We start from the raw sequence: 24,154 nt of genomic DNA, 5'->3' as shown, positions 1-24,154 counted from the left end.
ATTGAGTTGAACACGTATGAGGAAAGTTGTTTGCTTTATCCTATCAATGCCTACGATGATCATGGGCAGTTAAAATTAAATAAAATGCTATGGCTGGTGCTGATTTTTAATGCGAAAGCATTGGTGATTTTTATCATGGCAGGGGTGAGTCGAACGCAAGGCGGACAATTGCTTGAGTTGATTTATCCACTGCGAGAGACTCTTTATGTAGGCATGGTGTTGGGAAGTCCATCCCTATTATTAATGTGGTTATCAGGTCAGCGCAATAACAATAATAAAGTTATACATTATCTGTGGCAGCATGGAAAAAAATTATTAATAGCTGCTTACAGCATCGATTTTGTTTTGCAAATATATCATCTCGTATTGAGTCAGGGTGCATTTTCTTGGATAGGTGCATTAAGCTTGTTATTAACAGTTTGGCTAGGATTATATCTAGTTCGAAGCTCGCGAGTAAAAGATGTGTTTGCACATTAGCTTGTAGAGAGGTAGTCGTAATGGAACCATTAGCAATAGGTAAAGGGCAATTGTTTTTAAGTACATTATTGAGTCCATTAGCAATGGCTGATTGGCTACTAGATGTTAGTTTTGAAATGCAGAGTGCTTGTCGATTACGTCAATCAGTTAATACATCATTGTCATTGTTACCTGGTGAAGAAACTATCTTTTTTGAAGGTTTAAGCCAAGATAATCATCATTTGTATCGTGAAGTGGTAGGCAGTGCGCAACTGTTAGATGTGTCAGCTGAAAGTGTTAGTATTGCATTACAGGTACAAGAACGCTTAGACGATGGTGGTTGGCGGACTATCCTAGCACAGACATTATCGACTGGATTAAATATGCCAATGTTATTTGAATCGGCTGGACCTAATTGTGAACATGTTAAATTACAAGTTGAGGTGATGACTGCATAAGCCATTAATTGATAATTTATGACAATTATACTTAAGAAACGCGACTATTTTTTAGTGGCGTTTTTTTATGACTGTTAATTAATAAAACGAATAGAGCCTATATGCCTATTGGCTAGTATAACTACTGCTATTAGATACATTGTTCAAGTGAAATAAGCAAAGTGTTACAGAGGCTATCTGGTGGGTTGTTATAGGCTATGTCGCTTTATAGCAGATATAAAAAAACGCAGCTAGAAAGCTGCGTTTTTTATTAAGATATTAGTTATCTTATTTCTTGATGCGTAATACTGGTGTTTCACCAACGTTTACAGCACCAGATAGCTTGATTAGCTCTTTGATCTCGTCCATGTTAGAGATAACAACTGGAGTCAATGTTGACTTAGCTTTCTCTTCTAGAAGTGCAAGATCGAATTCGATGATAGTGTCGCCAACTTTAACAGTTTGGCCTTCTTCAGCGATGCGAGTGAAACCTTCGCCTTTAAGTTCAACAGTATCAATACCAAAGTGAACAAAAAGCTCGATGCCATCGTCAGACTCAATAGAGAAAGCGTGGTTAGTTTCGAAAATCTTACCGATAGTACCGTTTACTGGTGCAACCATTTTGTTGCCAGTTGGTTTGATAGCAATACCATCACCAACAATCTTTTCAGCAAACACTACATCAGGCACATCTTCGATGTTAACGATTTCGCCAGAAAGTGGTGCGATAATTTCAATTACACTAGCTTCACTGCTATCGTCAGAAACCATTTTTTTTAATTTGTCAAACAGGCCCATATCATTGCTCCTAAGCGTTGTTATTTTATCTGCTACTATATTATTAGCAGATGGTTTTTTCTGCGATGAATTTTTCTACGTGTTCTTCAATCTCAGCCGCAGTAGGAAGAGTTAATGCATACTCTGCCATTGCTTTAACGTCAGCAAAGTTAGCATTACGGATAACTTTCTTAACGCGAGGAATCGAAATAGCACTCATGCTGAACTCGTCAAGACCCATACCTAATAGCAGTAGGGTAGCACGTTCGTCGCCAGCAAGCTCACCACACATACCTGTCCACTTACCTTCAACGTGAGAAGCATCAATAACTTGCTTGATCACAGTAAGTACTGCAGGTGATAGTGGATTGTAGAGATGAGAAATAAGCTCATTACCACGGTCAACTGCTAGAGTATACTGGGTTAAATCGTTGGTACCAATACTAAAGAAAGAAACTTCTTTCGCTAAGTGGTGCGCAATCGCTGCAGCTGCTGGTGTTTCAACCATAACACCGATCTCGATGTCAGCGTCAAATGCCAAGCCTTCTGCTGTTAATTCAACCTTAAACGCTTCAATTGCTGCTTTTAACGTACGTACTTCTTCAACCGAAATGATCATCGGGAACATGATACGAACTTTACCGTGAGCGGATGCACGTAAAATAGCACGGAATTGGTCACGAAGAATTTCAGGACGATCTAGGCTGATACGAATTGCACGCCAACCCAAGAATGGGTTCATTTCTTTAGGAAGATCTAAGTAAGGAAGATCTTTGTCACCACCGATATCCATAGTACGGATAATCACTGGCTCGCCATGCATTGCTTCTGCAACTTCTTTGTATGCTTGGTACTGTTCTTCTTCTGTAGGCAGAGAATCACGGTCCATAAACAAGAATTCAGTACGGTATAGACCAACGCCTTCACCACCGTTACGGCTTACACCTTTACAGTCTTTAACTGTACCAATGTTGCCGCATACTTCAACTTGCTTACCATCAAGTGTAATAGCAGGAAGATCTTTTAGCTTAGCTAATTCTTCTTGCTCTGCTTTATCAGCATCACGGATAGCTTTAAATTTGTTTAGTTCATCATCAGTTGGGTTGATAACAATCTGGTTATTGATTGCATCAAGAACAAGCATGTCGCCATTCTTAACTAAAGATGTAATATTATTTGTTCCTACAAGAGCAGGAATTTCTAGTGAACGCGCCATGATAGAGGTGTGTGAAGTACGACCACCAATATTAGTAATGAAGCCAAGAACGAACTCTAGATTAATTTGTGCTGTTTCTGATGGTGTTAAGTCGTTAGCGACTAGAATTACCTGCTCATTAATAGCACTTAGATTGATAACATTAATGCCTAATGCGTTCTTAACAAAACGATTACCGATATCACGAATATCACTTGCACGTTCTTTTAAGTATTCATCATCAAGAGATTCAAGGGTTTGTGCTTGTTCTTCAATGATCGAATAGATGGCATAATCAGCTGAATGCTTATCTTTAATAAGGGCTATGATTTCTTCTTCTAGCTCCTCATCTTCAAGCAACATGATGTGACCTTCAAAGATGGCTTCTTTCTCTTCACCAAAGGTGACACGTGCTTTTTCTTTGATAACTTCAAGTTGCTCAGAAGATTTTTTTCGAGCGTCGAAGAAACGTTGAATTTCGTTATCGATCTGGTCTGCAGCGATAGGAGTTTTGTTTAAAACAATCTCTTCTTCTTGCAATAGCAATGCTTTACCGAAAGCAATACCAGGAGACGCCAGGATACCTGAAATCATAGCCTTACCTTTAAATTAACTAAAAACTGGAAACGCGTTTGTATACAAACTTAGTTTAGATCTCGCGGAACATTGCGATTTCAGCACCGTCGTGTAGCTCTGTAAGAGTTACTAGCTTATCTACTGCTTCTTGAGCTTGTGCTCCTTCTGCCGCGATAGTAATAACAGCACCTTTAACTAGGCCAAGTGTTTGAAGCTTAAATAAGCTCTTAGCGTTTGCACTTTTACCGTTTGAAGTTACTGTGATGTCTGCTTCAAATGATTTTGCGTCTTTAACGAACTGTGCCGCTGGACGAGTGTGTAGGCCGTTTGGTGCAGTGATTTCAACTTGCTTCTGATACATATGTCACCCCGATTTAGATATAATTGTTATATTAATAGTTTGCTCTATGCACTATAACCGCTGTGATTATAGTCTCAGCATATTGTTCAAGTAGTATAAACTACCTAATAACATGCTGTCTTAGCTTTAATCCAAGTCAAAGTTTTATGAGAAACTTTTTTTTGGGTATTAATCAAAATTGACTAATAATTGTCCTTTTATTTTGATGCTAAAAATAAAGCGCATCAGCTTTATAGTAAAGCTGAGAATAAAATGCAACAAAAAAGCCCGCAAAGGGCCTTTTTGAGTGTAGATATACCTATATAACATCACAAAGTGTGATCACTGTTGGGTTTCTTTTTCTGTAAAGACACCCGCAAAAAGTGCTGTTGATAAGTAGCGTTCACCTGAACTGGGTAAAATAACAACAATATTTTTATCGGAAAATTCTGGTCTAGCGGCAATATTATTTGCTGCAACAACGGCTGCACCGGATGAAATTCCAGCTAATATGCCTTCTTCATTCATTAAACGACGTGCCATCTCAATAGCATCTTCTGAACTGACTAGCTCAATTTCATCGATAAGTGTTAAGTCAAGGTTGCCAGGAATAAAGCCTGCACCAATACCTTGAATTTTATGTGGCCCTGGTTGAATCGTTTCACCATTTACGGTTTGAGTGATTACTGGCGATTCTGTGGGCTCAACGGCAACAACGGTAATTGCTTTGCCTTGTTGTTGTTTTATGTAACGGCTAACACCGGTTAGTGTTCCGCCAGTACCAACACCTGAGACAAAAACATCGATTTCACCATCGGTAGCATCCCAGATTTCAGGGCCGGTGGTTTTTTCATGAATAGCAGGGTTAGCAGGGTTATTAAATTGTTGTAATAGTAAATACTTATTTGGATCTGAATTGACAATCTCTTCTGCTTTATCAATAGCACCTTTCATACCTTTGGCAGCTTCTGTGAGAATCAATTTCGCACCAAGGGCTTTTAATAATTTACGACGTTCAATACTCATGCTTTCTGGCATGGTCAGGGTAAGTTTATAACCACGGGCAGCAGCCACAAAAGCAAGTGCGATACCTGTATTACCGCTGGTTGGCTCTACGAGTTCAATGCCTTCTTTTAAGAGACCATTTTTTTCTGCTTCCCACACCATATTGGCACCAATACGGCATTTGACACTGAAACTAGGATTACGAGCTTCAATTTTCGCAAGCACTTTGCCATTACTGACACGATTAAGACGTACCAGCGGAGTGTTACCAATAGTGAGAGAGTTGTCTTCGTATATTTTGCTCATACTTCATTCCTTCGTGACAAATTAGACTTAATGTTGAATAGATTAAGCATATACCTGTCTTTATATTTGCAAAGTAATTAATGGTTATATCTTATTGTTATTATGTGATAGTTGCTATTATTTTTATATTGTTGTTTATTATTTGTTGCATTTTATTGCTATTGAAATCGTATTTATTGGTAACGCTAAAAGATAAAAAAGGTCAACAGCGAGAAGCTATTGACCTTATATTTGAAATATTAATAATGACTAGTAACGTTTAAATTGGGTACGATAATGATCAACCCACATTGCAGTTGCTCCACATACAGCAATCGGCATGACAAATAAATTAATAATAGGAACCATCGTTAATAGCATCACGACAGCGCCAAAGCTTAATGCTTGTCCTCGTTTTTGTTTGAGTGCATCTCGCATAGTAGGGAATGGCACTTTATGGTTATCAAATGGATAATCAACATATTGAATGGTCATCATCCAAGCATTGAATAAGAACCATAATATTGGTGCAACTGTTTGGCCAATAACTGGAACCCACATTAAAATGAGTAATCCAATGGCTTTGGGTAGATAATACTTAAGTTTGGTCCATTCTCGACCCATCGTTCGAGGTAGATCTTTTATTAATGCTTTGAAACTATCATCTGGTGGTGTTTGCCCTGTAAGTTTTGCTTCAAGATATTCAGCTAACAGTCCGTTAAACGGCGCTGCTATCCAGTTAGCGATGGTACTGAAAAAGTATGAGAATGAGACGAGGGCGGCAATAGCAAGTAATGGCCATAAAAGATAAGAAAGCCAGTCCAGCCAGCTAGGTAAATAGCTTAACCAATGGTTAATCCATCCGCCTAAATGATTTAATAATGTAGCAAAAGCTGTACCAAGTAATACAATATTGATTAGCAGAGGAATGAGAACAAAACGTCGCGTACCTGGTTGAGAGGCGAGTTTTAAGCCTTGAAAAAAATAACCAGCACCGCTGGTCGTTGATCTTATATTATGCTGTTGTGACATTTCTTTCTCCGGAACAAGCATTTTTTAGTGTTTTACTGCTCATTTGTTTAGGTTTCTTTATCAATGTTAACGGTAGAGGTAGGATGGAATCAAATAACAAAATTGTTGTCATTACTTTAACAACAAAATAAAAATGATGAGTCACAATACAAAAATGATGTAAATCTGTACAAAAAACTGCAAGCTGACACTATCCTTGATGGAATCTCAATATTCATCTTCTCATTGTCAAGTGAATTTTGGTACAGTAAGTCATTCGGTGAGAAATTCTAACTAGATACTAAGTTTCCTAGTAGATTTTTTTCTATTATTAACCCCGTAAAGGGATAACGAGTTAATTTAGAGTATTCATATGCAGGAATTGCGTCTAGTTCTTATTATTGTTGGTGCGTTAGCTATTGCAGCGCTTCTTTTTCATGGTCTATGGACAAATAGAAAAGAAAAACCAGCTAAATTTGGTGAAAAACCACTAAGTAAAATAGATGAAGCAAATCTTGAAAGTCAAGATCTTGCCCAAGAGAGTGTTAGTGACGTCCGTGTAGTAAGTCATGCATCGGAAGTGACAGAAACTAAAGTAAATCAAGCGGATGTTACTGTAACGAAACCAGAAGCTAAGCGTAAAGAGCCTGGTTTTAGTTTTGGTGAACGTCCTCAACATGATCCTTTATTAGGTGAAACCGTACCTCAAAGTGTAAATCCCATCTCAAAAATTGTAGCTCACGAGCGTATTGAACCACAGATGCATATTGGATCTGCAGCTCAGCCAAGTGTTGTCGCTCAACCAAGTGTTGCAGTTCAGCCAAGTGTTGCAGTTCAGCCAAGTGTTGCAGCTCAGCCAAGTGTTGCAGCTCAGCCAGTCGTTGCAGCTCAGCCAGTCGTTGCAGCTCAGCCAGTCGTTGCAGCCCAGCCAGTCGTTGCAGCTCAGCCAGTCGTTGCAGCTCAGCCAGTCGTTGCAGCTCAGCCAGTCGTTGCAGCTCAGCCAGTCGTTGCAGCTCAACCAGTCGTTGCCGCTCAACCAACCGTTGCCGCTCAACCAACCGTTGCAGCTCAAGTTATAACTGCTCCAACCCCTATTTTTACGCCTGTCGTTGAAGATGATAAGTCGCAATCTGTTGTTGAATCAGTGACAACTGAGACGATCACCACTGTAATACCTGAGCCTGAAATTATTCCAGAACCTGAAGTGGTTCTTGAGCCAGAAGTATTACCTGAGCCTGAACAACTACCACCAAGTTACTTATCTGTTTGCGTGCACGCACGTAAAGGAAAGGTATTGCGTGGGCCATCATTATTTGCATGTTTAGAACGTAATGGTTTGATTTTTGGTGAAAATTCAGTGTTTCACCGCCATGCTGATTTAACAGGTACAGGGCCAATTATTTTTTCGGTAACTAATTTGCTTAATCCTGGTACATTTCCTGAAATTAATTACCAGCATTTTGAAACTCCAGGCATTGGCTTTTTCTTAATGCTGCCATGTCATGGAAAAGCATCAAGTAATTTTAATATGATGTTACAAACGGCACAGCAAATTGCTGATCAACTTAATGCCGATGTGATGGATAAAGATCGGGTCATGATAACGCCTAATCGTATCGCAGCATATCGAGAGAAATCAGTAAAATATAATCAATGTTAATCAAATAGATTATTATTTAGTGATGCTAATTCAGGCTCCTTCGGGGGCCTGAATTTTATTGTATTTATTGTCATAACCATAATGATTTGAAGTTTTGTTATTTAGAGTCATTAATTGACATTTTCTTCAGGTAGGAATTGAAATGAGCACCGACCTTCAGCAACAACTTGCCAGCTTAAAACAACAACTCGATTATCATGGTCATCGTTATTACGTTGAAGATAACCCTGAGATCCCAGATGCTGAATATGATCGTTTAATGCAACAGTTATTAGCGATTGAAGCGGAGCATCCGCAGTGGATAACCAATGATTCACCGAGCCAGCGAGTTGGTGGTAGTGCGCTTGATGGTTTTACTCAAGTTACCCATGAAATTGCGATGCTGTCATTAGGTAATGCGTTTAATGATGATGATTTACGTGATTTTCAAAAGCGACTTCAAGATCGATTACGTGACAGCAGCAGTATTAGTTATTGTTGTGAGCCTAAATTAGATGGCTTAGCGGTTAGTTTATTGTATGAGAATGGGGTGCTTATTCAAGCCGCAACGCGTGGTGATGGTGCTACGGGGGAAAATATTACCCATAATGTACGTACTATTGGTGCTATTCCATTGCGGTTACGGGGTGATGATTGGCCGCAACGGCTAGAAGTGCGCGGTGAAGTATTTATGCCCAAAAAAGGCTTTGATAAACTCAATGCTAACGCACTTAAAAAAGGCCTTAAAACATTTGCTAATCCACGTAATGCGGCAGCAGGTAGTTTACGTCAGCTTGATCCTAAGATTACAGCTACCCGCCCACTAAGTTTTTATGCCTATGCGGTGGGTGTCGTAGAAGGGCGAGAGTTAGCTGATACGCAATATCAACGTTTATGTCAGTTAAAAGCGTGGGGATTGCCAATGTGCCCAGAAATTCGTTGTGTTGATAGCATTGAGGCGGTGATTGAATATCATCAAATGATTGGTGAAAAACGCCAATCTTTAGGTTATGAAATTGATGGGGTGGTGATCAAAGTTGATCAATTAGATCTGCAACAGCAACTGGGTTTTGTTGCTCGTGCACCTCGTTGGGCGATTGCTTATAAGTTCCCAGCCCAAGAAGAAATGACTATTTTAAATAATGTTGAATTTCAGGTTGGCCGCACAGGGGCGATAACACCAGTAGCAAAACTTGAACCTGTATTTGTTGGCGGAGTTACCGTCAGTAATGCGACGTTGCACAATGCAGATGAAGTGTCACGCTTAGGCGTCATGATTGGTGATACGGTGATCATTCGTCGTGCAGGTGATGTTATTCCTCAAATTGCTGCCGTGGTTGAGTCTCGTCGTCCTGCTGATGCCGTGGCGATAGTGTTTCCGACAGAATGCCCAGTGTGCCAGTCTAAAGTTGAACGTGTTGAAGGAGAGGCTGTTGCGCGTTGTTCTGGTGGCTTATTCTGTCAAGCACAGCGTAAAGAAGCACTTAAACATTTTGTCTCACGTAAAGCATTAGATGTTGATGGTTGTGGTGAAAAAGTCATTGAGCAATTAGTTGATCGTGAAATGGTTTCAACGCCAGCTGATTTGTTTAAGTTCAGTGCTGGAGAGGTAACGGTACTTGAGCGTATGGGGCCTAAATCAGCTCAAAAATTAATTGATGCGTTATCAGCGTCGAAAAAAACGACGTTAGCACGGTTTATTTATTCATTAGGTATTCGTGAAGTGGGTGAAGCAACCGCTGCCAATGTCGCTAATTATTTTGAAACTTTAGACGCGATCAGTCAGGCATCTAAAGAACAACTGATTAAAGTCCCTGATGTGGGTGACGTTGTTGCCGCGCATTTGTTTAATTTCTTCCGTGAACCACATAATATGACGGTGATTGAAGAGTTATTAGCGCAAGGTATTCATTGGCCTACTATTGAAAAGCCTCAAGCAGGGGTTGAATTGCCATTAGAGGGTAAGGTGGTAGTACTTACAGGTTCATTATCACAGTTGACTCGTGGTGACGCTAAAGCAGCCTTACAAGCTTTAGGTGCTAAAGTAACGGGTAGTGTTTCTAAGAAAACTGATTTATTGGTTGCTGGTGAAGCGGCGGGATCTAAATTAGCTAAAGCTCAAGAGTTAAATATTGAAATTTGGGATGAACAACAGCTGGTTGATTTAATGACTAATGCATAAAATTACGACCATTTAATATTGAAGCCTCACTTTTGTGGGGCTTTTTTGTGGCTGCTATTTAACCAATATGTGTGCTGATTATCGAGAGAAAACTTAATTTTTAGTATTTATTTAATGGTCACAATGAAAAAAGTTTTCAATTAATAGCCATAGTTTATTATTTATAGCTTTGTTAATTGTACTATTTATAAAATATGACACCACTCACATTAATCATTTTTATTTTTTATATCTAATTGTTTTATAATGATTTATTTTTATTTTTTTCACAAAAGTGAAAACCTATGACATTGATCACTATAGCGCCAAAAGTTTGCACTCAATCATATTTTCACTATTAAAAAGTAAGTTCTTATTGATGTTTTGCGCTGCGAAAGTAGTCTTAGTACCGAAGTTACTTAAAAGTTCAATTTAAAAAGAAATAATATGAATTGGTTGAAATGATTCGACCGACATATAGGAGATTTACTTGCCACCTTCGGCGGCCAACCTTTCAGGGGCAAGTAAACAGCTAATATCTTTTAGGAGTTATTCCATGGAATCAAAGTTTTTTAAAGTTTCGGCTTTAACCGCAGCAATGATCGGTGCATTATCTGCTGCGCCAGTTATGGCAGCAGCAGACAGTGCCGCGGGTCCAGAATATGTGGTAGCTGTTAATGAGTTTCTTGATGATTCAACATTAGCTGGTGTTGCTGTTGTTGATACGCGTTCTCGTACTCGAACTTCTGGTGAGCCTGGCGGTGAAGATGGCGATACGTGGAGTCGTCTAAATTACTCTGCTTATAACCTAATTTTAGACTTTACTTCTGGTTACCATAACGGTTGGTTAGGTGCCGATATCGGTGGTTATTTATCTGGTGATTTATACAATGATAGCCTTCAAAATGCTAAAGGTGAATATTTAGCGAATGAAATCTCTACATCAAATAACCTTGACTGGGGTGCTGGTGAAGGTAACCAAGTTAAGATCACTAAAGCAGCATTAAAATTTAAAGCTGGCGAAAATGTAGATGGTCGTTTTGGTTTTACTCAATCAAATGGTAATGGTGTTTTAGGCAACGTATGGTCTTTCGTTCCTGGTACATACCGTGGTGCTGAACTGAATGCAAACATTGGTAACTTTAAAGCAACTTACTTTATTGCTGACCAATTCACTGCTCCTTGGTTACTAAGTAAAAATGATTATGCACCTGCATTATGGTCTGACACCTCTTGGGGGATTGCACACTCTCTAGGTTTACAGGGTAATGCAACTGACGCGTTATATCTACAATTCGGTATTGGTCAAGTAACTGATATTCAATATGCAAATGGTATTGATTGGGGTGCAGATAAGGTAACTAGTTACCATGATAAGACTGATACAACAGGTTACAAGGTTTACGCTAAGTACAATATCAATGAAAACATGTCACTTGCATACGATTTCTACGGTGTAAATGATGACGTACAATATGACGGTCTAGGTTACACCACGGGTCTATCATTCAACGCTAAGTTCGGTCAGTTCTCATGGATGACAGATCTTCAGTACGCGAAGAGTGATAACGATCGTGATGTTAACCCTCGTATGATTTACACCTACGGTATGACAAATGGTACATATTCACTATGGTGGGATGCACTATCTGATTGGAACAAATCTGGTGAAGTATCTATCTACAACCGTTTATCATATGACCAAGGCAATGGTTGGAACTACTACCTAGGCTTGGGTTACGGTTCTGGCAGCAAGTCAGCAGCTGATGGCGCTATGGGTGACTGGGATTACGAAAGCGAGTACGCAGTTAATGGTACAGTATCTTACTCAGTACAAAATGGTGCACTTAAAGGTTCTACATTACGTCTACACGCAACAATGCTAGAGCGTGATGAGTTTGCTGGTGCAGCTTCTGCAGATGAAACAGATTTACGTTTCCAAGTTATTATTCCTTATACTTTCTAATATAACAATTAGTTAGGTATGAATTTAAAAGCCCATTTCGATGGGCTTTTTTATTATCTTAAAAAAGAGAACAGGATTATTCATCTTCTTCCTACAATTGAGTTAGGCAACTCAACTAGCGAAGGTGATTATATGAAAAAATATATTATTGGTATTATGGCTGCGATGGTTTTAACAGTTAGCTCGGGAGCTTTTGCATCAGGCGGTTCTAATGGTGCTGGTGGCTTTGGTCAGACATACTGCCATTTATCAAATAATGAAACAATTTTTGTCCCTTGGTTTATATGTGAGCAGAATGGTGGAGAGTCATACGACTTTTGATTTGAGAGTAGAGAATGGACTCTCTAATTTTTTATTATTACTTATTCGTCATGACTATTTTACGCTCTCGTCTTCCTGATTATTGTAGATTTACCTCACAGTGCTAGAATACCTATCAATAGATTTAGCACAGTAGCTTTTACTGTGTCATCCATCATTCATAAGGTAATCTCAATGACGGTTAAAACTCGCTTTGCACCAAGCCCAACTGGCTTTTTGCACGTTGGTGGTGCGCGTACAGCATTGTATTCATGGCTATTTGCTAAGCATATGGGCGGCGAATTCGTATTACGTATCGAAGACACAGATATCGAACGCTCAACCCAAGAAGCGATTGATGCGATTATGGAAGGCATGGAATGGTTAGAGTTAAATTGGGATGAAGGTCCTTATTACCAGACTAAGCGTTTTGATCGTTACAATGAAGTGGTTGATCAACTACTAGCAGAAGATAAAGCGTATAAGTGTTATTGCCCGAAAGAACTGCTTGATGAGATTCGTGAGCAACAAATGGCAGATGGTGTTAAGCCACGTTATGATGCTAATCATCCTAAAATTATTGCAGCAAATGCGGCAGCAACAGCAGATTCTCCATTCTGTATTCGTTTCCGTAATCCAAAAGAAGGCACAGTGATCTTTGAGGATAAGATCCGTGGCCACATCGAAATTTCAAACAGTGAATTAGATGATCTGATCATTCGTCGTACTGACGGTAGCCCAACATATAACTTCTGTGTTGTTATTGATGACTGGGATATGGGCATTACTCAAGTTGTTCGTGGTGAAGATCACATTAACAATACCCCTCGTCAAATTAATATTTATAAAGCACTTGGTGCTCCAGTACCTGAGTTTGCACACTGTGCAATGATCCTTGGTGATGATGGCGCTAAACTATCTAAGCGTCATGGTGCTGTTGGTGTAATGCAATACCGTGATGACGGTTTCCTACCGCATGCTCTATTAAACTACCTAGTACGTTTAGGTTGGTCTCATGGTGACCAAGAAATTTTCTCACTACAAGAGATGATTGATTGTTTTAAGCTTGAGTCAGTGAGCAAGTCAGCATCAGCATTCAATACTGATAAATTGTTATGGCTAAACAACCATTACATTAAAACAGCAGCACCTGAATATGTTGCTAAATACCTACAATGGCATTTAGATCAAAAACAAATATCAATTGAAAATGGTCCTGCAATTACTGAAGTGATCACTCTAGTGGGTGAGCGTTGCCATACTCTGATCGAATTAGCTGAGCAATCACGCTACTTCTACCAAGATTTTAGTGAGTTTGAAGCAGGTGCGGCTAAGAAGCATTTACGCCCAGTCGCTAAAGATGCATTGGCATTAGCACTTGTGAAAGTCGAAGCTCTAGAAGAGTGGACAACTGAAAACCTACATGCTGTTATTGCTCAAGTTTGTGAAGAGCTTGAATTAGGTATGGGTAAAGTGGGTATGCCACTACGCGTTGCGGTTACAGGTCAAGGTCAATCACCATCAGTTGATGCAGTAATGCAATTGATTGGTAAAGAGCGTGTGGTTACACGTATTAAGATGGCATTAGATTATATTGCAGCTCGTGAAGCTAACGCGTAAACATTAGTTTATTGTTAATAAGAACGGAGGTGTCGTCATTGATGCTTCCGTTTTTTTATAACGAACGTAAAGCTGATCACATTTTTTGTTTTACGATAATGACATTGTTTAAAAACATCAATATTATAAGCCGTATATTGGGGCTATAGCTCAGCTGGGAGAGCGCTTCGCTGGCAGCGAAGAGGTCATCGGTTCGATCCCGTTTAGCTCCACCAAATTTAAAACCTCGTCAGTTAACTGGCGAGGTTTTTTGCGTTTAGTAACGATTAAAAACGCGCATTAATAATTGGGAAGATTGGCAGGTTTTTACTTACAAAAGTACCTGACTTATCGTAGTTAATTAGACCAATCTGCACACCTTTATTAATGTGATCTGTTGCGTTAACAAAACCGAACTGAAGGCCATTAAGAGAACCAGCATAGTTAAAGGTACCAAATTGAGCACCTGTGAAATTGTTGCCAGTGTAGTTAACTAAACCAAAGTCAGCACCTGTAGCATTGCCTTCGTTCCAGTTAGCTAAACCAAATTCTAAACCTGTCATGCTTGATGTGGTGTGGTTAATACCAAATGCCAAACCAAAGTTAAGACCAGTAAAGTTATTAATAGACGATAAACCTAACAATGAAAAGTTAACACCTTCAACTTGACTTGTTTGTCCGTAAAGTACGTTTAAACGAACGCCAGAAACATTACCTGCTGGTAGATTTACGCCTGGTACAGAAAGTTGAACGGGTGTGTTAGCCATTGCAGTTGCAGGGGCAAGAAGTACTGCTGATACAATAAAAGATGCTAATTTGATTTTCATAAAAATATCCAAAATAAATGTATAAGAAGAAATTTATAAATTTTAGGCAGTATAAACAAATGTGCATAAAAAACAATGTTCAAATATTGTAACGTTATGTTTCAAGATGACGTTAATACATTAGTTTTATATTGATTTAATGATGCAACTGATAATTTTTAATTGCCTAAGTGAACGTGATTTTATCGTAATAAAAAGCACAGTTATTAGTGTCATTAATTAAATTGAGATGCAAGTATGAAATGTAAAAAAGCCAACCTAGTGGTTGGCTTTTTTTTAATATGGTGCTCCCTGCTGGAGTCGAACCAGCGGCCTTCCCCTTAGGAGGGGGACGCTCTATCCATCTGAGCTAAGAGAGCATTTGCACAGTATACGCGAAAATCATCAGAGTTTAAGAAAATAGTGTTATTGATTCAACTGCTTGGTCAGTAAATCGCCAGGTTGAATGCTAGATGCCAGTTGTGGTTGGTTAACGCTAAGCTCAGCAGATTTTTCATAGACTCTATCAACGGTTAGTGTAATTGCTGTTTCGACCATGCGGTTGCGTGGAATACCTTTTTGATCGATAAATCCCGCACTATGCCATAATTTAAGTTGATCGCCATTGTGAACGCCATGTACACGGCCAACATTGATTTGAGCAACTCCCTGATGGATATTAACTATTTCAGGTAAACTTGCTCGGCATGAAAGAGCACTTTCAATATCTAACATCATATTTTGAGTGACACGTTGAATACTTTGTCCGTAGGGGGATACCCAAAAGCGTGCCGTTTTAGTATCTACATAACTCGTGCGAGAAAAAGGCCATAAGCCTATATCTCGGTAGCTATTTTGATAGATTATCTCTCCCGTTTTTCCATCCATAATATCTAACGTAATCGCAAATTGACGATTAATGTGTTGGCGATTATCAATTGTTGTTGATATATCGGTGATCTCACCACTAACCAAATATTGTGCGTCATTATCTTCTGCTAGCATCATCATCGCATCAGCGTGATTGACACTAAACGGTACTTGAGTGACCCCCGTCACTAAAAAACTTTGTGAACGTTGTTGAATGTTTTTTTGTAAAACCTTTGAAAAATCATTACCTAATTGATAAATACTGCCCATTGCTGCTTGTTGCGGTTCTGTCAGTGAAAATTTACCCAGCAATAACCCTTTCTTATATTGTATCTTGTGGCAACTTTTTGCCGATGGGTAAATATCTATTCTGGCGGTGACATACATCTTGCCGCCAATATCTTTCTGTTCTAATACACTAATATGCCGAATTTCATTGCCGCTAAAACGGTATTGCTGCCGATTTTCTTGTAGATAAGTTTTAAGCATGGGTAGGCTCGCAATCTCACCGCCAGTAAATCTCATCGCTTGGAAGACCGCATTCTCTAAGGCATTGACTCGTGCGGTAGCTTTACTTTCAAGAATAGTCGCCTCACCCGTCACTTGTACCCACTGTGCATTGATGGAGTGTGAAACGAATAGGCATAAGACGCTTAAACAGAGTAATAATTTTTTATTCATAAAAGGCCAGTTTAGGTATGTTTTTTGCTTTAATCGAGACATAACCATAACGGAATGCAAAGAGTGTTCCCAATTGGTATTTCTCATTAAAGAAATTGTATTCGTGAGTTATATATCTTTTATCACCCGTAGTAAGAGTGGCTAAAAATGAACAAAATTATATTAGTGGTGTGTGCGCTGCTATTAACTGCCTGTGTTGGACCCCAAGTTTATAACGGTAAAGAGCAATTTTCTTTACCTGGGTACTCGTTAACAACGACGCCGCGTCATACGGTTGATTATTTCGTTGAAGGGTTGACTAATCAGCTGATTGAATCAAATCAATATTTAACTGCTAGTACGCCGTTAGCTGTGACATCGTTTGTTGACCTACAAGATATGGGTGTGACTAATTGGCTAGGAAATGTAGTCAGTGAAAATTTTATGTTTCAGATGCAACAACGCGGGTTTACGGTGGTTGATTACAAGTCAACAGGCGTGATTAAAGTTACTCAGAATGGTGATTTTAGTATTAGTCGTAATTGGCAAGAATTATCAGCACAACAACCTGTTGATTATGTATTAACGGGGACGATGTTGCGTCAAAGCGGCGGGGTGTTAGTGAATGCGCGTATTATTGGAATGCGTTCACATGTTGTGATTGCCACTGCGCAAGGCTTTTTACCTGCTGAACGTATTGGGCGTGATTTAGATTTTATGAATAAGATTCAAATACGTAATGGCGTTATTATACGTACTGAACAACAACAGCAAACCACTAATAATATCGTGTTACGACCTTAAGGATAAGCTTCATGAGTAAATGGCTAGCAGTGATGTTATTAATTGTCATATCTGGGTGTTCAGCGTCAAATAGTGCGACTAATCCCGATTTGACGCGTAGTAATGAAAGGGTGTTTGCGGTTGGTTATGCATCTATTAGTGAGCAAAATGGTCGTACTCAAGAAGAGAAAAGTTTACGGGCAATGCGGGCATCAAAGCTTGATGCTTATCGAGAGCTTTCAGAGCAGATTTATGGCTTACGGATATCTGCGACGACATCGTTATCAAATCAACAATTAGGGCCGGAAAATACTGATGGTGCGGTTGATGGTATTATTCGTGGTGCAAAAGTGATCCGTAGCTATCCTGTGGGTGATAGCTATGTAACTGAAATGGAATTAAATTTAGGTTTGATGGAGCGTATGAAGCAACATGGTGAAGTGTTTCATGTGCCCAATAATCAGCAAATAATGTTCTAATCCTTAGGCTTTAAGGTTGGTGCCTAATGAGCGAACATTTTGTGCTTTACCATCACAATTATAGGTCATTTGGTAGCGACCTCGGCTTTGTTGGAACAGGTTATTGAGTTTATGAAAACTTAATTGTGCCCGTTGTAATACTTCGCCATTGATGTCATTACGTTGTTTACATAATGTCACTAATTGCTGAATCGCATCAACATGTTGACTAAGTAATTCATCATCTTGCAACTGTTGTCGTTGCGGGTGATTAGCAATCAAATAATCATGTTGTTGAATACTATTGATCAGTGTAAGTTTTTCTTTTGCAAATTGTTCTATTTCTAATGCACGTCGATGAGCGATGGCTGTTTTCTCTTGGTTGAGTAATTCAGCAAGTGATACCAAAGCTGTATGTTGAAGCTCAAGCAATTGCTCAATAGTGTATTTCATAACCAAGACCCTTATAGTGAATGCACAATAACATTCGTCTTTTAATAACCATTAGTTGTTAATGACATCAGCTTTTAATAACAACAGCATTAAAGACCATTAAGTTCATCTTCAAATTTAATCATATTACTTGCGAGTTTGTCGGCATCAATAGTATAGCTACCATTTGCGATAGCTTGTTTTATTTCAGCTACTTTTGCTGAGTCAAAACTGGTTTCTGCTGCTAATTGCTGATGAATTTGACCGACAGCTTTACCTTGAGAGCTTAACGATACAGCATCATGCTGTGGTTCAGCGATTGTTGTTTGTGGAGTATTCGTAGTTGCCGTTTTGGTGTGGTTAACCGTACGGGTTGTATTCAGAGGTTGTCCACCTCGAAGATGATTAATGTTTGTCATAATTTAGTACCTGTTGATGCCAATAGAGTTATAGTCAATTATCGACGTATAGACTATAAACTTTAGCTTTTTTTGTTTACTAACACCAAAATATTATGGCTTATTATTTTGAGTTTAGTAAGCCGATTTTATAAGGTAATTAATATTTTACCGACACTTCTCCAACCGCGGTAATTACCCCGTCAATGATCCGTTTTGATTTACTGTTTTGTACTCGAATCTCATCACCGATTGCTCCATCTGATAATGCTTTGCCTGTGGTTACAATGGCTAATCCTGTTTGGCTTGCTCGAATTAACACACTGTCATTACGGCACACTAAGCAGATATCATTTGCTTGAATGACATCACCTGCTTTCACGGTATGCTTTACTTTTGAGCCGATAATTTGTTGTGGATCAGTAAAGCTAACCCCTCGTTGAAAACGGTTTTCTATCATAGCAATTTTTATATTGGCAGCACTGAGTAAAGCGCCGCGGCCTAGGTGTGTTGTGGCGATCACTTGTGGCAGTGTTTGTTGCACATTGACAGGAACATAGAGTTGCCAATCTTCACTATTACACCGCACCAGTACTGTAACATTACCTGATAACGTTTGTTTACCCGGCGTGGTTGCAACGAGAGGGCTAGAGCAGGTTGGAAACCGTAATCGAGAATCTAATGTCGCCGCAGTAATATTGACACTACCAAAATCAGATGGAGTGAATGAGTGTTTTATATGATCTGCTGCCGTTTGCTGAATAATACTTTGTTGTGAGATTTGTGTGGCATGAACATTAATACTAAAGTTCAGCAATAAACTGCCGATAATAATGCAAATTAAGTTTAAATATCGATGAGTGATCACGGCGTTATACTCTTTGTTGGTGGTAGTCATTTGGTCATTAAGCGGCTTATCATAAGTAATTATTCGAAAAATTGCTTGTATTGGTCTTGTTAATATTTTTAGGCAGGGAACCCTTTCACATGTCAGGTATTTTAGATTCCGTCAATCAACGTACACAGTTGGTTGGACAAAATCGATTAGAATTACTTACTTTCCGACTTAATCGGCGTCAGCGATATGGGATTAATGTCTTTAAAGTTAAAGAAGTTTTACAGTGCCCTAAGTTAACATCGATGCCGAATTTACATCCGTTTGTTAAAGGAATCGCTTATATTCGCGGTCAGACAATTTCAGTGATAGATATGAGTCTTGCAACGGGCGGTCGGCCGGTCGACGATATCAGTAATTGTTTTATTATTATTTCTGAGTTTAACCGTTCGGTGCAGGGTTTTTTAGTTTCAGCGGTTGAGCGGATTGTGAATATAAATTGGGAAGCTATTTTACCACCGCCACAAGGTGCTGGACGTAGTAATTATCTCACCGCAGTCACTGAAATTGATAATGAATTAGTAGAAATTCTTGATGTAGAAAAGATCCTTGATCAAATTTCTCCAGTAGATACCTGTTTGTCGATTGAATTACTGGATGAAATTAGCCTGATTATACCCACAGTAAAAACCGTATTAGTTGCTGATGATTCAATGGTGGCGCGTAAACAAGTACAACGTGCGATTGAATCAATAGGGTGTGATTGTATTTGTGTCAAAGACGGTAAAGAAGCACTTAGAACACTACAATCGATGGCTGGAAATGGCAGTATTTATCAACAATTAGCCTTAGTGATATCAGATATTGAGATGCCTGAAATGGATGGCTATACCTTAACTGCCGCTATTCGTAACGATCCAGTGTTAAAAGATCTGTATGTTATTTTACATACTTCATTGAGTGGGGTATTTAATCAGGCGATGGTTGAACGTGTGGGTGCTAATGCTTTTATTCCTAAATTTAATCCTGATGAGCTAGGACGTGCAGTGAAAAATGCTATGACCACAGTGACAGCAGTTAGTGTTAGCTCTTAATAATAAATATAGTCGACGTGCAATACATGACAAAAATAAGAAAGAGTGATTAATGACAACATTAACGGTAAATTATCAAGATTATTATGACTTTTGTCATTTCCTTGAAGCACAGTGTGGCATCGTTTTGGGAGACAGTAAGCAATATTTAGTGCGAAGCCGTTTAAGTCCTTTGGTTAAACGGTTTGGATTACTTTCTTTATCCGATTTATTACAAGACACCTTGAAAGGCCGAAACCGTGAATTACGAGTTGCAGTAATCGATGCAATGACAACGAATGAAACATTATGGTTTCGCGATAGTTATCCGTTTACTGTGTTGGCTGATAAAATATTGCCTGAGCTTGCAGCTAATAGAAGACCATTAAAGATCTGGTCAGCGGCAAGTTCATCAGGGCAAGAGTCGTATTCAATGGCGATGACTATTTTAGAGCAGCAATTGAAACGACCTGGGTTATTACCTAGCATTCAGATCACTGCGACAGATATTTCACAAACGATGCTTGATATGTGTCGCAACGGGGTTTATGACAATCTTGCGTTAAGTCGCGGCTTATCGGTTGAGCGTCGAAGAATGTTTTTTGAAGCGCATATCAGTGGCGGTATGCAAGTTAATCAACGCGTAAAACAACTGGTTAATTTCCGCACTCAAAATTTAAAAGATAGCTACGTTCTATTGGGTAAATTTGATGTGATATTTTGCCGCAATGTTTTAATTTACTTTTCACCAGAAACCAAAGTAAAAGTGCTAAATCAATTAGCGGCCAGTTTAAATCCTGGTGGTTATTTATTTCTTGGCGCTTCAGAATCATTAACGGGGCTGTGTGATCGGTTTGAAATGGTACGTTGTAATCCCGGTATTATTTACAAATTAAAATAATTTCATTAACAAAATTAAGGGGAGAGGAAAGAGGGACGAGGTTTTGAGTTTTGATACCCTGTTCCAATATCTATATTCTTTCCCTGCTTTCCCTGCTTTCCCTGCTTTCCCTACCTTTTTCTCTCTCGTTCCCATCTTGGCATTGTCTTTGCTTTACTGTTGTTGTCATAGTGACAATGAATTTCACGCAGAGGCAAAGCATGTCGATCTCTTTTGATAAAGCATTAGGTATTCATCAATATACCGTTGGCGTACGTGCAACACGTGCTGAAACGTTGGCGAGCAACCTTGCTAACGTCAATACTCCCGGCTTTAAGGCAAAAGATATCGACTTTAGCCGCGTCCTGCAATCGGCAACTGCAGGGGCAAACGTTGGCCTTAGTCGTACCAATCGGCGGCATATTACTGCCTCTCCTGCCGCCAGTGGTGAGCAACTTTATCGAGTGCCAACTCAACCTGATACTGGCGATGGCAATACCGTTGATGCGCAATTAGAACAAAACTTGTTTATGCAAAACAGTATTGAATACCAAGCATCGTTAGATTTTTTAGGGTCTAAATTTAAGAATTTAACTAAAGCATTGAAAGGGGAATAATGGATGAGTTTATTTAATATATTCAATGTTACAGGTTCTGCTATGAGTGCAGAATCAGTACGACTTAATACCACCTCTAGTAACTTAGCCAATGCTAATAGTATTAGTAGTTCAGCAGAAGAAACCTATAAAGCGCGTTATCCTATTTTTGCGGCAGCGCTTGATAGTGTTTATCAAGGCGATGCTAGCGTGCCAGTGCAACTGCAAGGGATTGTTGAAAGTAATGAGCCATTAAGTGCGGAATATAACCCTGAGCATCCATTGGCTAACAGTGCCGGTTATATTTATAAACCTAATGTTAATGTAATGGAAGAAATGGCCAATATGATCTCGGCATCACGCTCTTATCAAAATAATGTTCAAGTGGCAGATGCAAGTAAGCAAATGTTGATGAAAACCTTGCAGATGGGCAAATAAGCTAAGGAGCTTGTGTTATGACAACCATTAATGGCGCAGGGCAATCTCTTTCTTATCTTGACCAGTTAAAGGGTATGCAAGATAAAAAGATTGCAAAAGAACAACCTACAACGGGTACTAATCAATTAAAACAAAACGATTTTTTATCTTTGTTAACTAAACAGTTAGCGCAACAAGATCCGTTTAAGCCTGTAGGTAATGATCAAATGATCGCCCAGATGGCATCTTTTGCTACCGTTGATGGTATCAATAAAATGAATGAACAATTCGGTTCACTCAATAGTGCTATGACATCAAACCAAGCGCTGCAAGCTTCATCGTTGGTTGGGCAAGATGTGCTTATTCCAAGTGCGTCGGCATTGAAAACTAATGATGGTGAAATGGCGGGTATGGTACGCATGCAACAAGGGGTTGATAACGCTATTCTGCGGGTTGAAAATGAGCAAGGAGTATTAGTGAAGACTGTTACTCTTGGCGCAAAATCCGCAGGGGAACACCCGTTTGCATGGGACGGTAAAGACGATGCTGGTAATGTGATGCCCCAAGGCAAATATAATTTCTCGGTATCTGGAAATGTAGGCGGTGAGAGTCAACAATTTGAAGTATTAACTCATGCCAATGTTAACAGTGTTTTACTGGGTAATAGTGACGGTAAAGTGATGCTAAATCTGGCGGGTGTTACGAAACCTGTCAATTTAGCTGAAGTCTTACAAATTGGTAAAAGTACACAATCAGCGGCACCACTTAGTACACAACAAGGATAATTGAACTCATGAGTATGAATATCGCATTAAGTGGCTTGGGTGCTGCACAAAAGGACTTAAATACCACCAGTAATAATATTGCCAACGCCAATACCTTTGGTTTTAAAGAGTCACGCGCAGAGTTTGGTGATGTGTACTCTAATTCTATTTTCTCTAATGCTAAAACGACCACGGGTGGCGGTGTACAAACCTCAACCGTGGCGCAACAGTTTCATGAAGGTTCAAGCATTTATACTAATAACCCGTTAGATTTACGGGTATCTGGTGCTGGTTTTTTTGCGGTTGCAAATAATAAGAATGAAGCCTCGAACAGTAATTTAACCCGTAATGGTGCGTTTCAATTAAACAATGAAAATGAATTAGTCAATGCGGAAGGAAAGTTTTTACTTGGCTATCCCGTCAACAAAGATTCAAATACCATTGCTTCTTATGAGGCTAAGTCATTGAAAATTGATGACGTTTTTGGGCAGCCAACGGCATCTAAAAATATTAAGGTGTCACTTAATCTACCCAATAAAGAAACCGTACCTAAAACGCAGCCATTTGATTTTAGTAAGCCAGAATCATTTAGTCGTTCTACCTCCTCAACGATTTATGACTCATTGGGTAAGCCATATAAAATGACCACTTATTATGTGGCTAAATACGATCCTAATGCCGTTACGCCTACTCCTACCAATGCCAATTCATGGGAAGTTTATCAAACTGTTACTGATAATAATGGTAAAGAAAAAGCATTAGACGCTAAAGCTGGATCATTACCAGCGGGGTATTCAGTGACAGGTTCAAATGGTCATCTAGGTTATATGATGAAGTTTGATGCTAATGGACAACCACTAAAAGGAACACCTGCAGTACCACCTGAAGCTGCTATTTCAGGAACACCTCTAAATATTCAAATGGAAAGTTTTGCAGAGGCGGCTATTGATGTTGGTGGTGCTGATGGTACTCAAGCCATCACTATGAATTATGAAGATCCAACCCAGTATGCTTCTGCGTTTGAAGTACGCAAATTTCAAGATGTTGATGGTGCTTCAACAGGATATTTATCGAAAGTAGATATCGATCCTGATGGCAATATTATGGCGTCTTATTCAAATGGTAAAGATTTGGTTGTGGGTCGTGTTGCAATGGCGCGAGTTGCCAATGAACAAGGGCTAACTCAACTTGGTGGTTCGCTGTGGAATGCCACTCAAGAATCAGGTGAAGTGGTTTGGGGTGATGCATCTCAAGGTTCATTTGGTGCAATAAAAAGTGGTGCCTTAGAGCAATCAAATATTGATATGACCCAAGAACTGGTGGATTTGATCAGTGCTCAGCGTAACTTCCAAGCCAGCTCACGCGCATTGGATGTTAATAATCAACTTCAACAAAACATTCTTCAGATTCGTTAATTATTGTTGTGAGTTGAACA

At 39.3% G+C, this 24,154-nt stretch carries 25 protein-coding genes and 2 tRNA genes; 16 read left to right on the top strand and 11 right to left on the bottom strand.

Annotated elements, in window-relative coordinates:
- Positions 1 to 30: 30 nt before the first annotated feature.
- Together CIK00_RS02370 and CIK00_RS02365 are read left to right on the top strand one after the other, a co-directional pair.
- Positions 31 to 477 carry a DUF2919 domain-containing protein gene (locus CIK00_RS02370; protein WP_101767317.1) on the top strand — a complete coding sequence of 149 codons (447 nt, stop codon included), beginning with the start codon at positions 31 to 33 and terminating at the stop codon, positions 475 to 477.
- A 20-nt stretch (positions 478 to 497) separates the two neighbouring features.
- A complete protein-coding gene (locus CIK00_RS02365; RefSeq protein WP_101767316.1) occupies positions 498 to 914 on the top strand; it encodes a hypothetical protein in 417 nt (138 codons plus the stop codon).
- Between the two features lie 267 nt (positions 915 to 1,181).
- On the opposite strand, the gene crr is transcribed toward CIK00_RS02365, so the two are convergent.
- The 5 genes from crr to cysZ form a co-directional block, all read right to left on the bottom strand.
- A complete protein-coding gene (gene crr, locus CIK00_RS02360; protein WP_045037603.1) occupies positions 1,182 to 1,691 on the bottom strand; it encodes a PTS glucose transporter subunit IIA in 510 nt (169 codons plus the stop codon).
- A 43-nt stretch (positions 1,692 to 1,734) separates the two neighbouring features.
- Entirely contained in the window at positions 1,735 to 3,459 is a 1,725-nt protein-coding gene (gene ptsI / locus CIK00_RS02355; protein ID WP_101767315.1) for a phosphoenolpyruvate-protein phosphotransferase PtsI, read from the bottom strand.
- A 55-nt stretch (positions 3,460 to 3,514) separates the two neighbouring features.
- Positions 3,515 to 3,802, bottom strand: a complete 288-nt coding sequence (locus CIK00_RS02350) for an HPr family phosphocarrier protein (protein ID WP_101767314.1) — start codon at positions 3,800 to 3,802, stop codon at positions 3,515 to 3,517.
- Positions 3,803 to 4,123: 321 nt separating this feature from the next.
- Positions 4,124 to 5,092, bottom strand: coding sequence for a cysteine synthase A (cysK, locus tag CIK00_RS02345; protein ID WP_101767313.1), 969 nt, complete (start codon positions 5,090 to 5,092; stop codon positions 4,124 to 4,126).
- A 249-nt stretch (positions 5,093 to 5,341) separates the two neighbouring features.
- Complete coding sequence (gene cysZ / locus CIK00_RS02340; protein ID WP_101767312.1) at positions 5,342 to 6,103, bottom strand: sulfate transporter CysZ; 762 nt, start codon at positions 6,101 to 6,103, stop codon at positions 5,342 to 5,344.
- 352 nt (positions 6,104 to 6,455) lie between these two features.
- Between cysZ and zipA the strand changes: the two genes are divergently transcribed.
- From zipA to CIK00_RS02310, 6 genes are all read left to right on the top strand, one after another.
- Positions 6,456 to 7,742: a cell division protein ZipA gene (gene zipA, locus CIK00_RS02335; RefSeq protein ID WP_101767311.1), complete on the top strand. Its 1,287-nt coding sequence runs from the start codon at positions 6,456 to 6,458 to the stop codon at positions 7,740 to 7,742.
- 142 nt (positions 7,743 to 7,884) lie between these two features.
- The gene (gene ligA, locus CIK00_RS02330) at positions 7,885 to 9,903 is read left to right on the top strand and encodes an NAD-dependent DNA ligase LigA (RefSeq protein WP_101767310.1); all 2,019 of its coding nucleotides are present in this window, start codon (positions 7,885 to 7,887) and stop codon (positions 9,901 to 9,903) included.
- Between the two features lie 535 nt (positions 9,904 to 10,438).
- Positions 10,439 to 11,848, top strand: a complete 1,410-nt coding sequence (locus CIK00_RS02325; protein WP_101767309.1) for an OprD family porin — start codon at positions 10,439 to 10,441, stop codon at positions 11,846 to 11,848.
- Between the two features lie 18 nt (positions 11,849 to 11,866).
- Complete coding sequence (locus CIK00_RS21155) at positions 11,867 to 12,169, top strand: hypothetical protein (protein WP_144043128.1); 303 nt, start codon at positions 11,867 to 11,869, stop codon at positions 12,167 to 12,169.
- Positions 12,170 to 12,343: 174 nt separating this feature from the next.
- Positions 12,344 to 13,768, top strand: coding sequence for a glutamate--tRNA ligase (gltX, locus tag CIK00_RS02315; RefSeq protein ID WP_101767307.1), 1,425 nt, complete (start codon positions 12,344 to 12,346; stop codon positions 13,766 to 13,768).
- A 139-nt stretch (positions 13,769 to 13,907) separates the two neighbouring features.
- A tRNA-Ala gene (locus CIK00_RS02310) sits at positions 13,908 to 13,983 on the top strand.
- A gap of 51 nt (positions 13,984 to 14,034) precedes the next feature.
- Here the strand turns inward: CIK00_RS02310 and CIK00_RS02305 are convergent.
- The 3 genes from CIK00_RS02305 to CIK00_RS02295 form a co-directional block, all read right to left on the bottom strand.
- The gene (locus CIK00_RS02305) at positions 14,035 to 14,574 is read right to left on the bottom strand and encodes a hypothetical protein (protein WP_101767306.1); all 540 of its coding nucleotides are present in this window, start codon (positions 14,572 to 14,574) and stop codon (positions 14,035 to 14,037) included.
- Positions 14,575 to 14,856: 282 nt separating this feature from the next.
- Positions 14,857 to 14,933: transfer RNA gene (locus CIK00_RS02300), tRNA-Arg, on the bottom strand.
- A gap of 46 nt (positions 14,934 to 14,979) precedes the next feature.
- Entirely contained in the window at positions 14,980 to 16,104 is a 1,125-nt protein-coding gene (locus CIK00_RS02295) for a flagella assembly protein FlgT (protein ID WP_101767386.1), read from the bottom strand.
- Between the two features lie 147 nt (positions 16,105 to 16,251).
- Between CIK00_RS02295 and CIK00_RS02290 the strand changes: the two genes are divergently transcribed.
- Both CIK00_RS02290 and CIK00_RS02285 read left to right on the top strand, forming a co-directional pair.
- Positions 16,252 to 16,887 carry a FlgO family outer membrane protein gene (locus CIK00_RS02290; protein ID WP_101767305.1) on the top strand — a complete coding sequence of 212 codons (636 nt, stop codon included), beginning with the start codon at positions 16,252 to 16,254 and terminating at the stop codon, positions 16,885 to 16,887.
- A gap of 11 nt (positions 16,888 to 16,898) precedes the next feature.
- Positions 16,899 to 17,345 carry an LPP20 family lipoprotein gene (locus CIK00_RS02285; protein WP_101767304.1) on the top strand — a complete coding sequence of 149 codons (447 nt, stop codon included), beginning with the start codon at positions 16,899 to 16,901 and terminating at the stop codon, positions 17,343 to 17,345.
- Between the two features lie 3 nt (positions 17,346 to 17,348).
- Here the strand turns inward: CIK00_RS02285 and CIK00_RS02280 are convergent, their stop codons facing one another.
- The 3 genes from CIK00_RS02280 to flgA form a co-directional block, all read right to left on the bottom strand.
- Positions 17,349 to 17,777 carry a flagella synthesis protein FlgN gene (locus CIK00_RS02280; RefSeq protein WP_101767303.1) on the bottom strand — a complete coding sequence of 143 codons (429 nt, stop codon included), beginning with the start codon at positions 17,775 to 17,777 and terminating at the stop codon, positions 17,349 to 17,351.
- An 89-nt stretch (positions 17,778 to 17,866) separates the two neighbouring features.
- A complete protein-coding gene (flgM, locus tag CIK00_RS02275; protein WP_101767302.1) occupies positions 17,867 to 18,175 on the bottom strand; it encodes a flagellar biosynthesis anti-sigma factor FlgM in 309 nt (102 codons plus the stop codon).
- Between the two features lie 139 nt (positions 18,176 to 18,314).
- Positions 18,315 to 19,052 (bottom strand): flagellar basal body P-ring formation chaperone FlgA, encoded by a 738-nt coding sequence (flgA, locus tag CIK00_RS02270; protein WP_193435445.1) that lies wholly within the window; start codon positions 19,050 to 19,052, stop codon positions 18,315 to 18,317.
- A gap of 89 nt (positions 19,053 to 19,141) precedes the next feature.
- Between flgA and CIK00_RS02265 the strand changes: the two genes are divergently transcribed.
- The 6 genes from CIK00_RS02265 to flgE all read left to right on the top strand — a co-directional run bounded on the left by CIK00_RS02265 (position 19,142) and on the right by flgE (position 24,134).
- On the top strand, positions 19,142 to 20,083 hold the full coding sequence (locus CIK00_RS02265; protein WP_101767300.1) for a chemotaxis protein: 942 nt from the start codon (positions 19,142 to 19,144) through the stop codon (positions 20,081 to 20,083).
- Positions 20,084 to 20,135: 52 nt separating this feature from the next.
- A complete protein-coding gene (locus CIK00_RS02260; RefSeq protein ID WP_101767299.1) occupies positions 20,136 to 20,963 on the top strand; it encodes a CheR family methyltransferase in 828 nt (275 codons plus the stop codon).
- A 200-nt stretch (positions 20,964 to 21,163) separates the two neighbouring features.
- Positions 21,164 to 21,559 carry a flagellar basal body rod protein FlgB gene (gene flgB, locus CIK00_RS02255; protein ID WP_101767298.1) on the top strand — a complete coding sequence of 132 codons (396 nt, stop codon included), beginning with the start codon at positions 21,164 to 21,166 and terminating at the stop codon, positions 21,557 to 21,559.
- Positions 21,560 to 21,562: 3 nt separating this feature from the next.
- Positions 21,563 to 21,976: a flagellar basal body rod protein FlgC gene (flgC, locus tag CIK00_RS02250; RefSeq protein WP_101767297.1), complete on the top strand. Its 414-nt coding sequence runs from the start codon at positions 21,563 to 21,565 to the stop codon at positions 21,974 to 21,976.
- Positions 21,977 to 21,993: 17 nt separating this feature from the next.
- Positions 21,994 to 22,740, top strand: a complete 747-nt coding sequence (locus tag CIK00_RS02245; RefSeq protein ID WP_101767296.1) for a flagellar hook assembly protein FlgD — start codon at positions 21,994 to 21,996, stop codon at positions 22,738 to 22,740.
- Positions 22,741 to 22,748: 8 nt separating this feature from the next.
- Positions 22,749 to 24,134 (top strand): flagellar hook protein FlgE, encoded by a 1,386-nt coding sequence (gene flgE, locus CIK00_RS02240; RefSeq protein WP_101767295.1) that lies wholly within the window; start codon positions 22,749 to 22,751, stop codon positions 24,132 to 24,134.
- Positions 24,135 to 24,154 lie beyond the last annotated feature (20 nt).

The sequence above is a fragment of the Photobacterium carnosum genome, assembly GCF_002849605.1.
GTDB lineage: Bacteria > Pseudomonadota > Gammaproteobacteria > Enterobacterales > Vibrionaceae > Photobacterium > Photobacterium carnosum.
The sequence above is the reverse complement of the archived record's forward strand: the minus strand, read 5'-3'. Positions and strand labels throughout refer to the sequence as shown.

Bases quoted from the DNA above. Each gene is read 5' to 3' on its own strand.
- CIK00_RS02365 (WP_101767316.1), top strand. From the start codon at position 498: ATGGAACCATTAGCAATAGGTAAAGGGCAATTGTTTTTAAGTACATTA.
- crr (WP_045037603.1), bottom strand. From the start codon at position 1,691: ATGGGCCTGTTTGACAAATTAAAAAAAATGGTTTCTGACGATAGCAGT.
- ptsI (WP_101767315.1), bottom strand. From the start codon at position 3,459: ATGATTTCAGGTATCCTGGCGTCTCCTGGTATTGCTTTCGGTAAAGCA.
- CIK00_RS02350 (WP_101767314.1), bottom strand. From the start codon at position 3,802: ATGTATCAGAAGCAAGTTGAAATCACTGCACCAAACGGCCTACACACT.
- cysK (WP_101767313.1), bottom strand. From the start codon at position 5,092: ATGAGCAAAATATACGAAGACAACTCTCTCACTATTGGTAACACTCCG.
- cysZ (WP_101767312.1), bottom strand. From the start codon at position 6,103: ATGTCACAACAGCATAATATAAGATCAACGACCAGCGGTGCTGGTTAT.
- zipA (WP_101767311.1), top strand. From the start codon at position 6,456: ATGCAGGAATTGCGTCTAGTTCTTATTATTGTTGGTGCGTTAGCTATT.
- ligA (WP_101767310.1), top strand. From the start codon at position 7,885: ATGAGCACCGACCTTCAGCAACAACTTGCCAGCTTAAAACAACAACTC.
- CIK00_RS02325 (WP_101767309.1), top strand. From the start codon at position 10,439: ATGGAATCAAAGTTTTTTAAAGTTTCGGCTTTAACCGCAGCAATGATC.
- CIK00_RS21155 (WP_144043128.1), top strand. From the start codon at position 11,867: ATGAATTTAAAAGCCCATTTCGATGGGCTTTTTTATTATCTTAAAAAA.
- gltX (WP_101767307.1), top strand. From the start codon at position 12,344: ATGACGGTTAAAACTCGCTTTGCACCAAGCCCAACTGGCTTTTTGCAC.
- CIK00_RS02305 (WP_101767306.1), bottom strand. From the start codon at position 14,574: ATGAAAATCAAATTAGCATCTTTTATTGTATCAGCAGTACTTCTTGCC.
- CIK00_RS02295 (WP_101767386.1), bottom strand. From the start codon at position 16,104: ATGAATAAAAAATTATTACTCTGTTTAAGCGTCTTATGCCTATTCGTT.
- CIK00_RS02290 (WP_101767305.1), top strand. From the start codon at position 16,252: ATGAACAAAATTATATTAGTGGTGTGTGCGCTGCTATTAACTGCCTGT.
- CIK00_RS02285 (WP_101767304.1), top strand. From the start codon at position 16,899: ATGAGTAAATGGCTAGCAGTGATGTTATTAATTGTCATATCTGGGTGT.
- CIK00_RS02280 (WP_101767303.1), bottom strand. From the start codon at position 17,777: ATGAAATACACTATTGAGCAATTGCTTGAGCTTCAACATACAGCTTTG.
- flgM (WP_101767302.1), bottom strand. From the start codon at position 18,175: ATGACAAACATTAATCATCTTCGAGGTGGACAACCTCTGAATACAACC.
- flgA (WP_193435445.1), bottom strand. From the start codon at position 19,052: ATGACTACCACCAACAAAGAGTATAACGCCGTGATCACTCATCGATAT.
- CIK00_RS02265 (WP_101767300.1), top strand. From the start codon at position 19,142: ATGTCAGGTATTTTAGATTCCGTCAATCAACGTACACAGTTGGTTGGA.
- CIK00_RS02260 (WP_101767299.1), top strand. From the start codon at position 20,136: ATGACAACATTAACGGTAAATTATCAAGATTATTATGACTTTTGTCAT.
- flgB (WP_101767298.1), top strand. From the start codon at position 21,164: ATGTCGATCTCTTTTGATAAAGCATTAGGTATTCATCAATATACCGTT.
- flgC (WP_101767297.1), top strand. From the start codon at position 21,563: ATGAGTTTATTTAATATATTCAATGTTACAGGTTCTGCTATGAGTGCA.
- CIK00_RS02245 (WP_101767296.1), top strand. From the start codon at position 21,994: ATGACAACCATTAATGGCGCAGGGCAATCTCTTTCTTATCTTGACCAG.
- flgE (WP_101767295.1), top strand. From the start codon at position 22,749: ATGAGTATGAATATCGCATTAAGTGGCTTGGGTGCTGCACAAAAGGAC.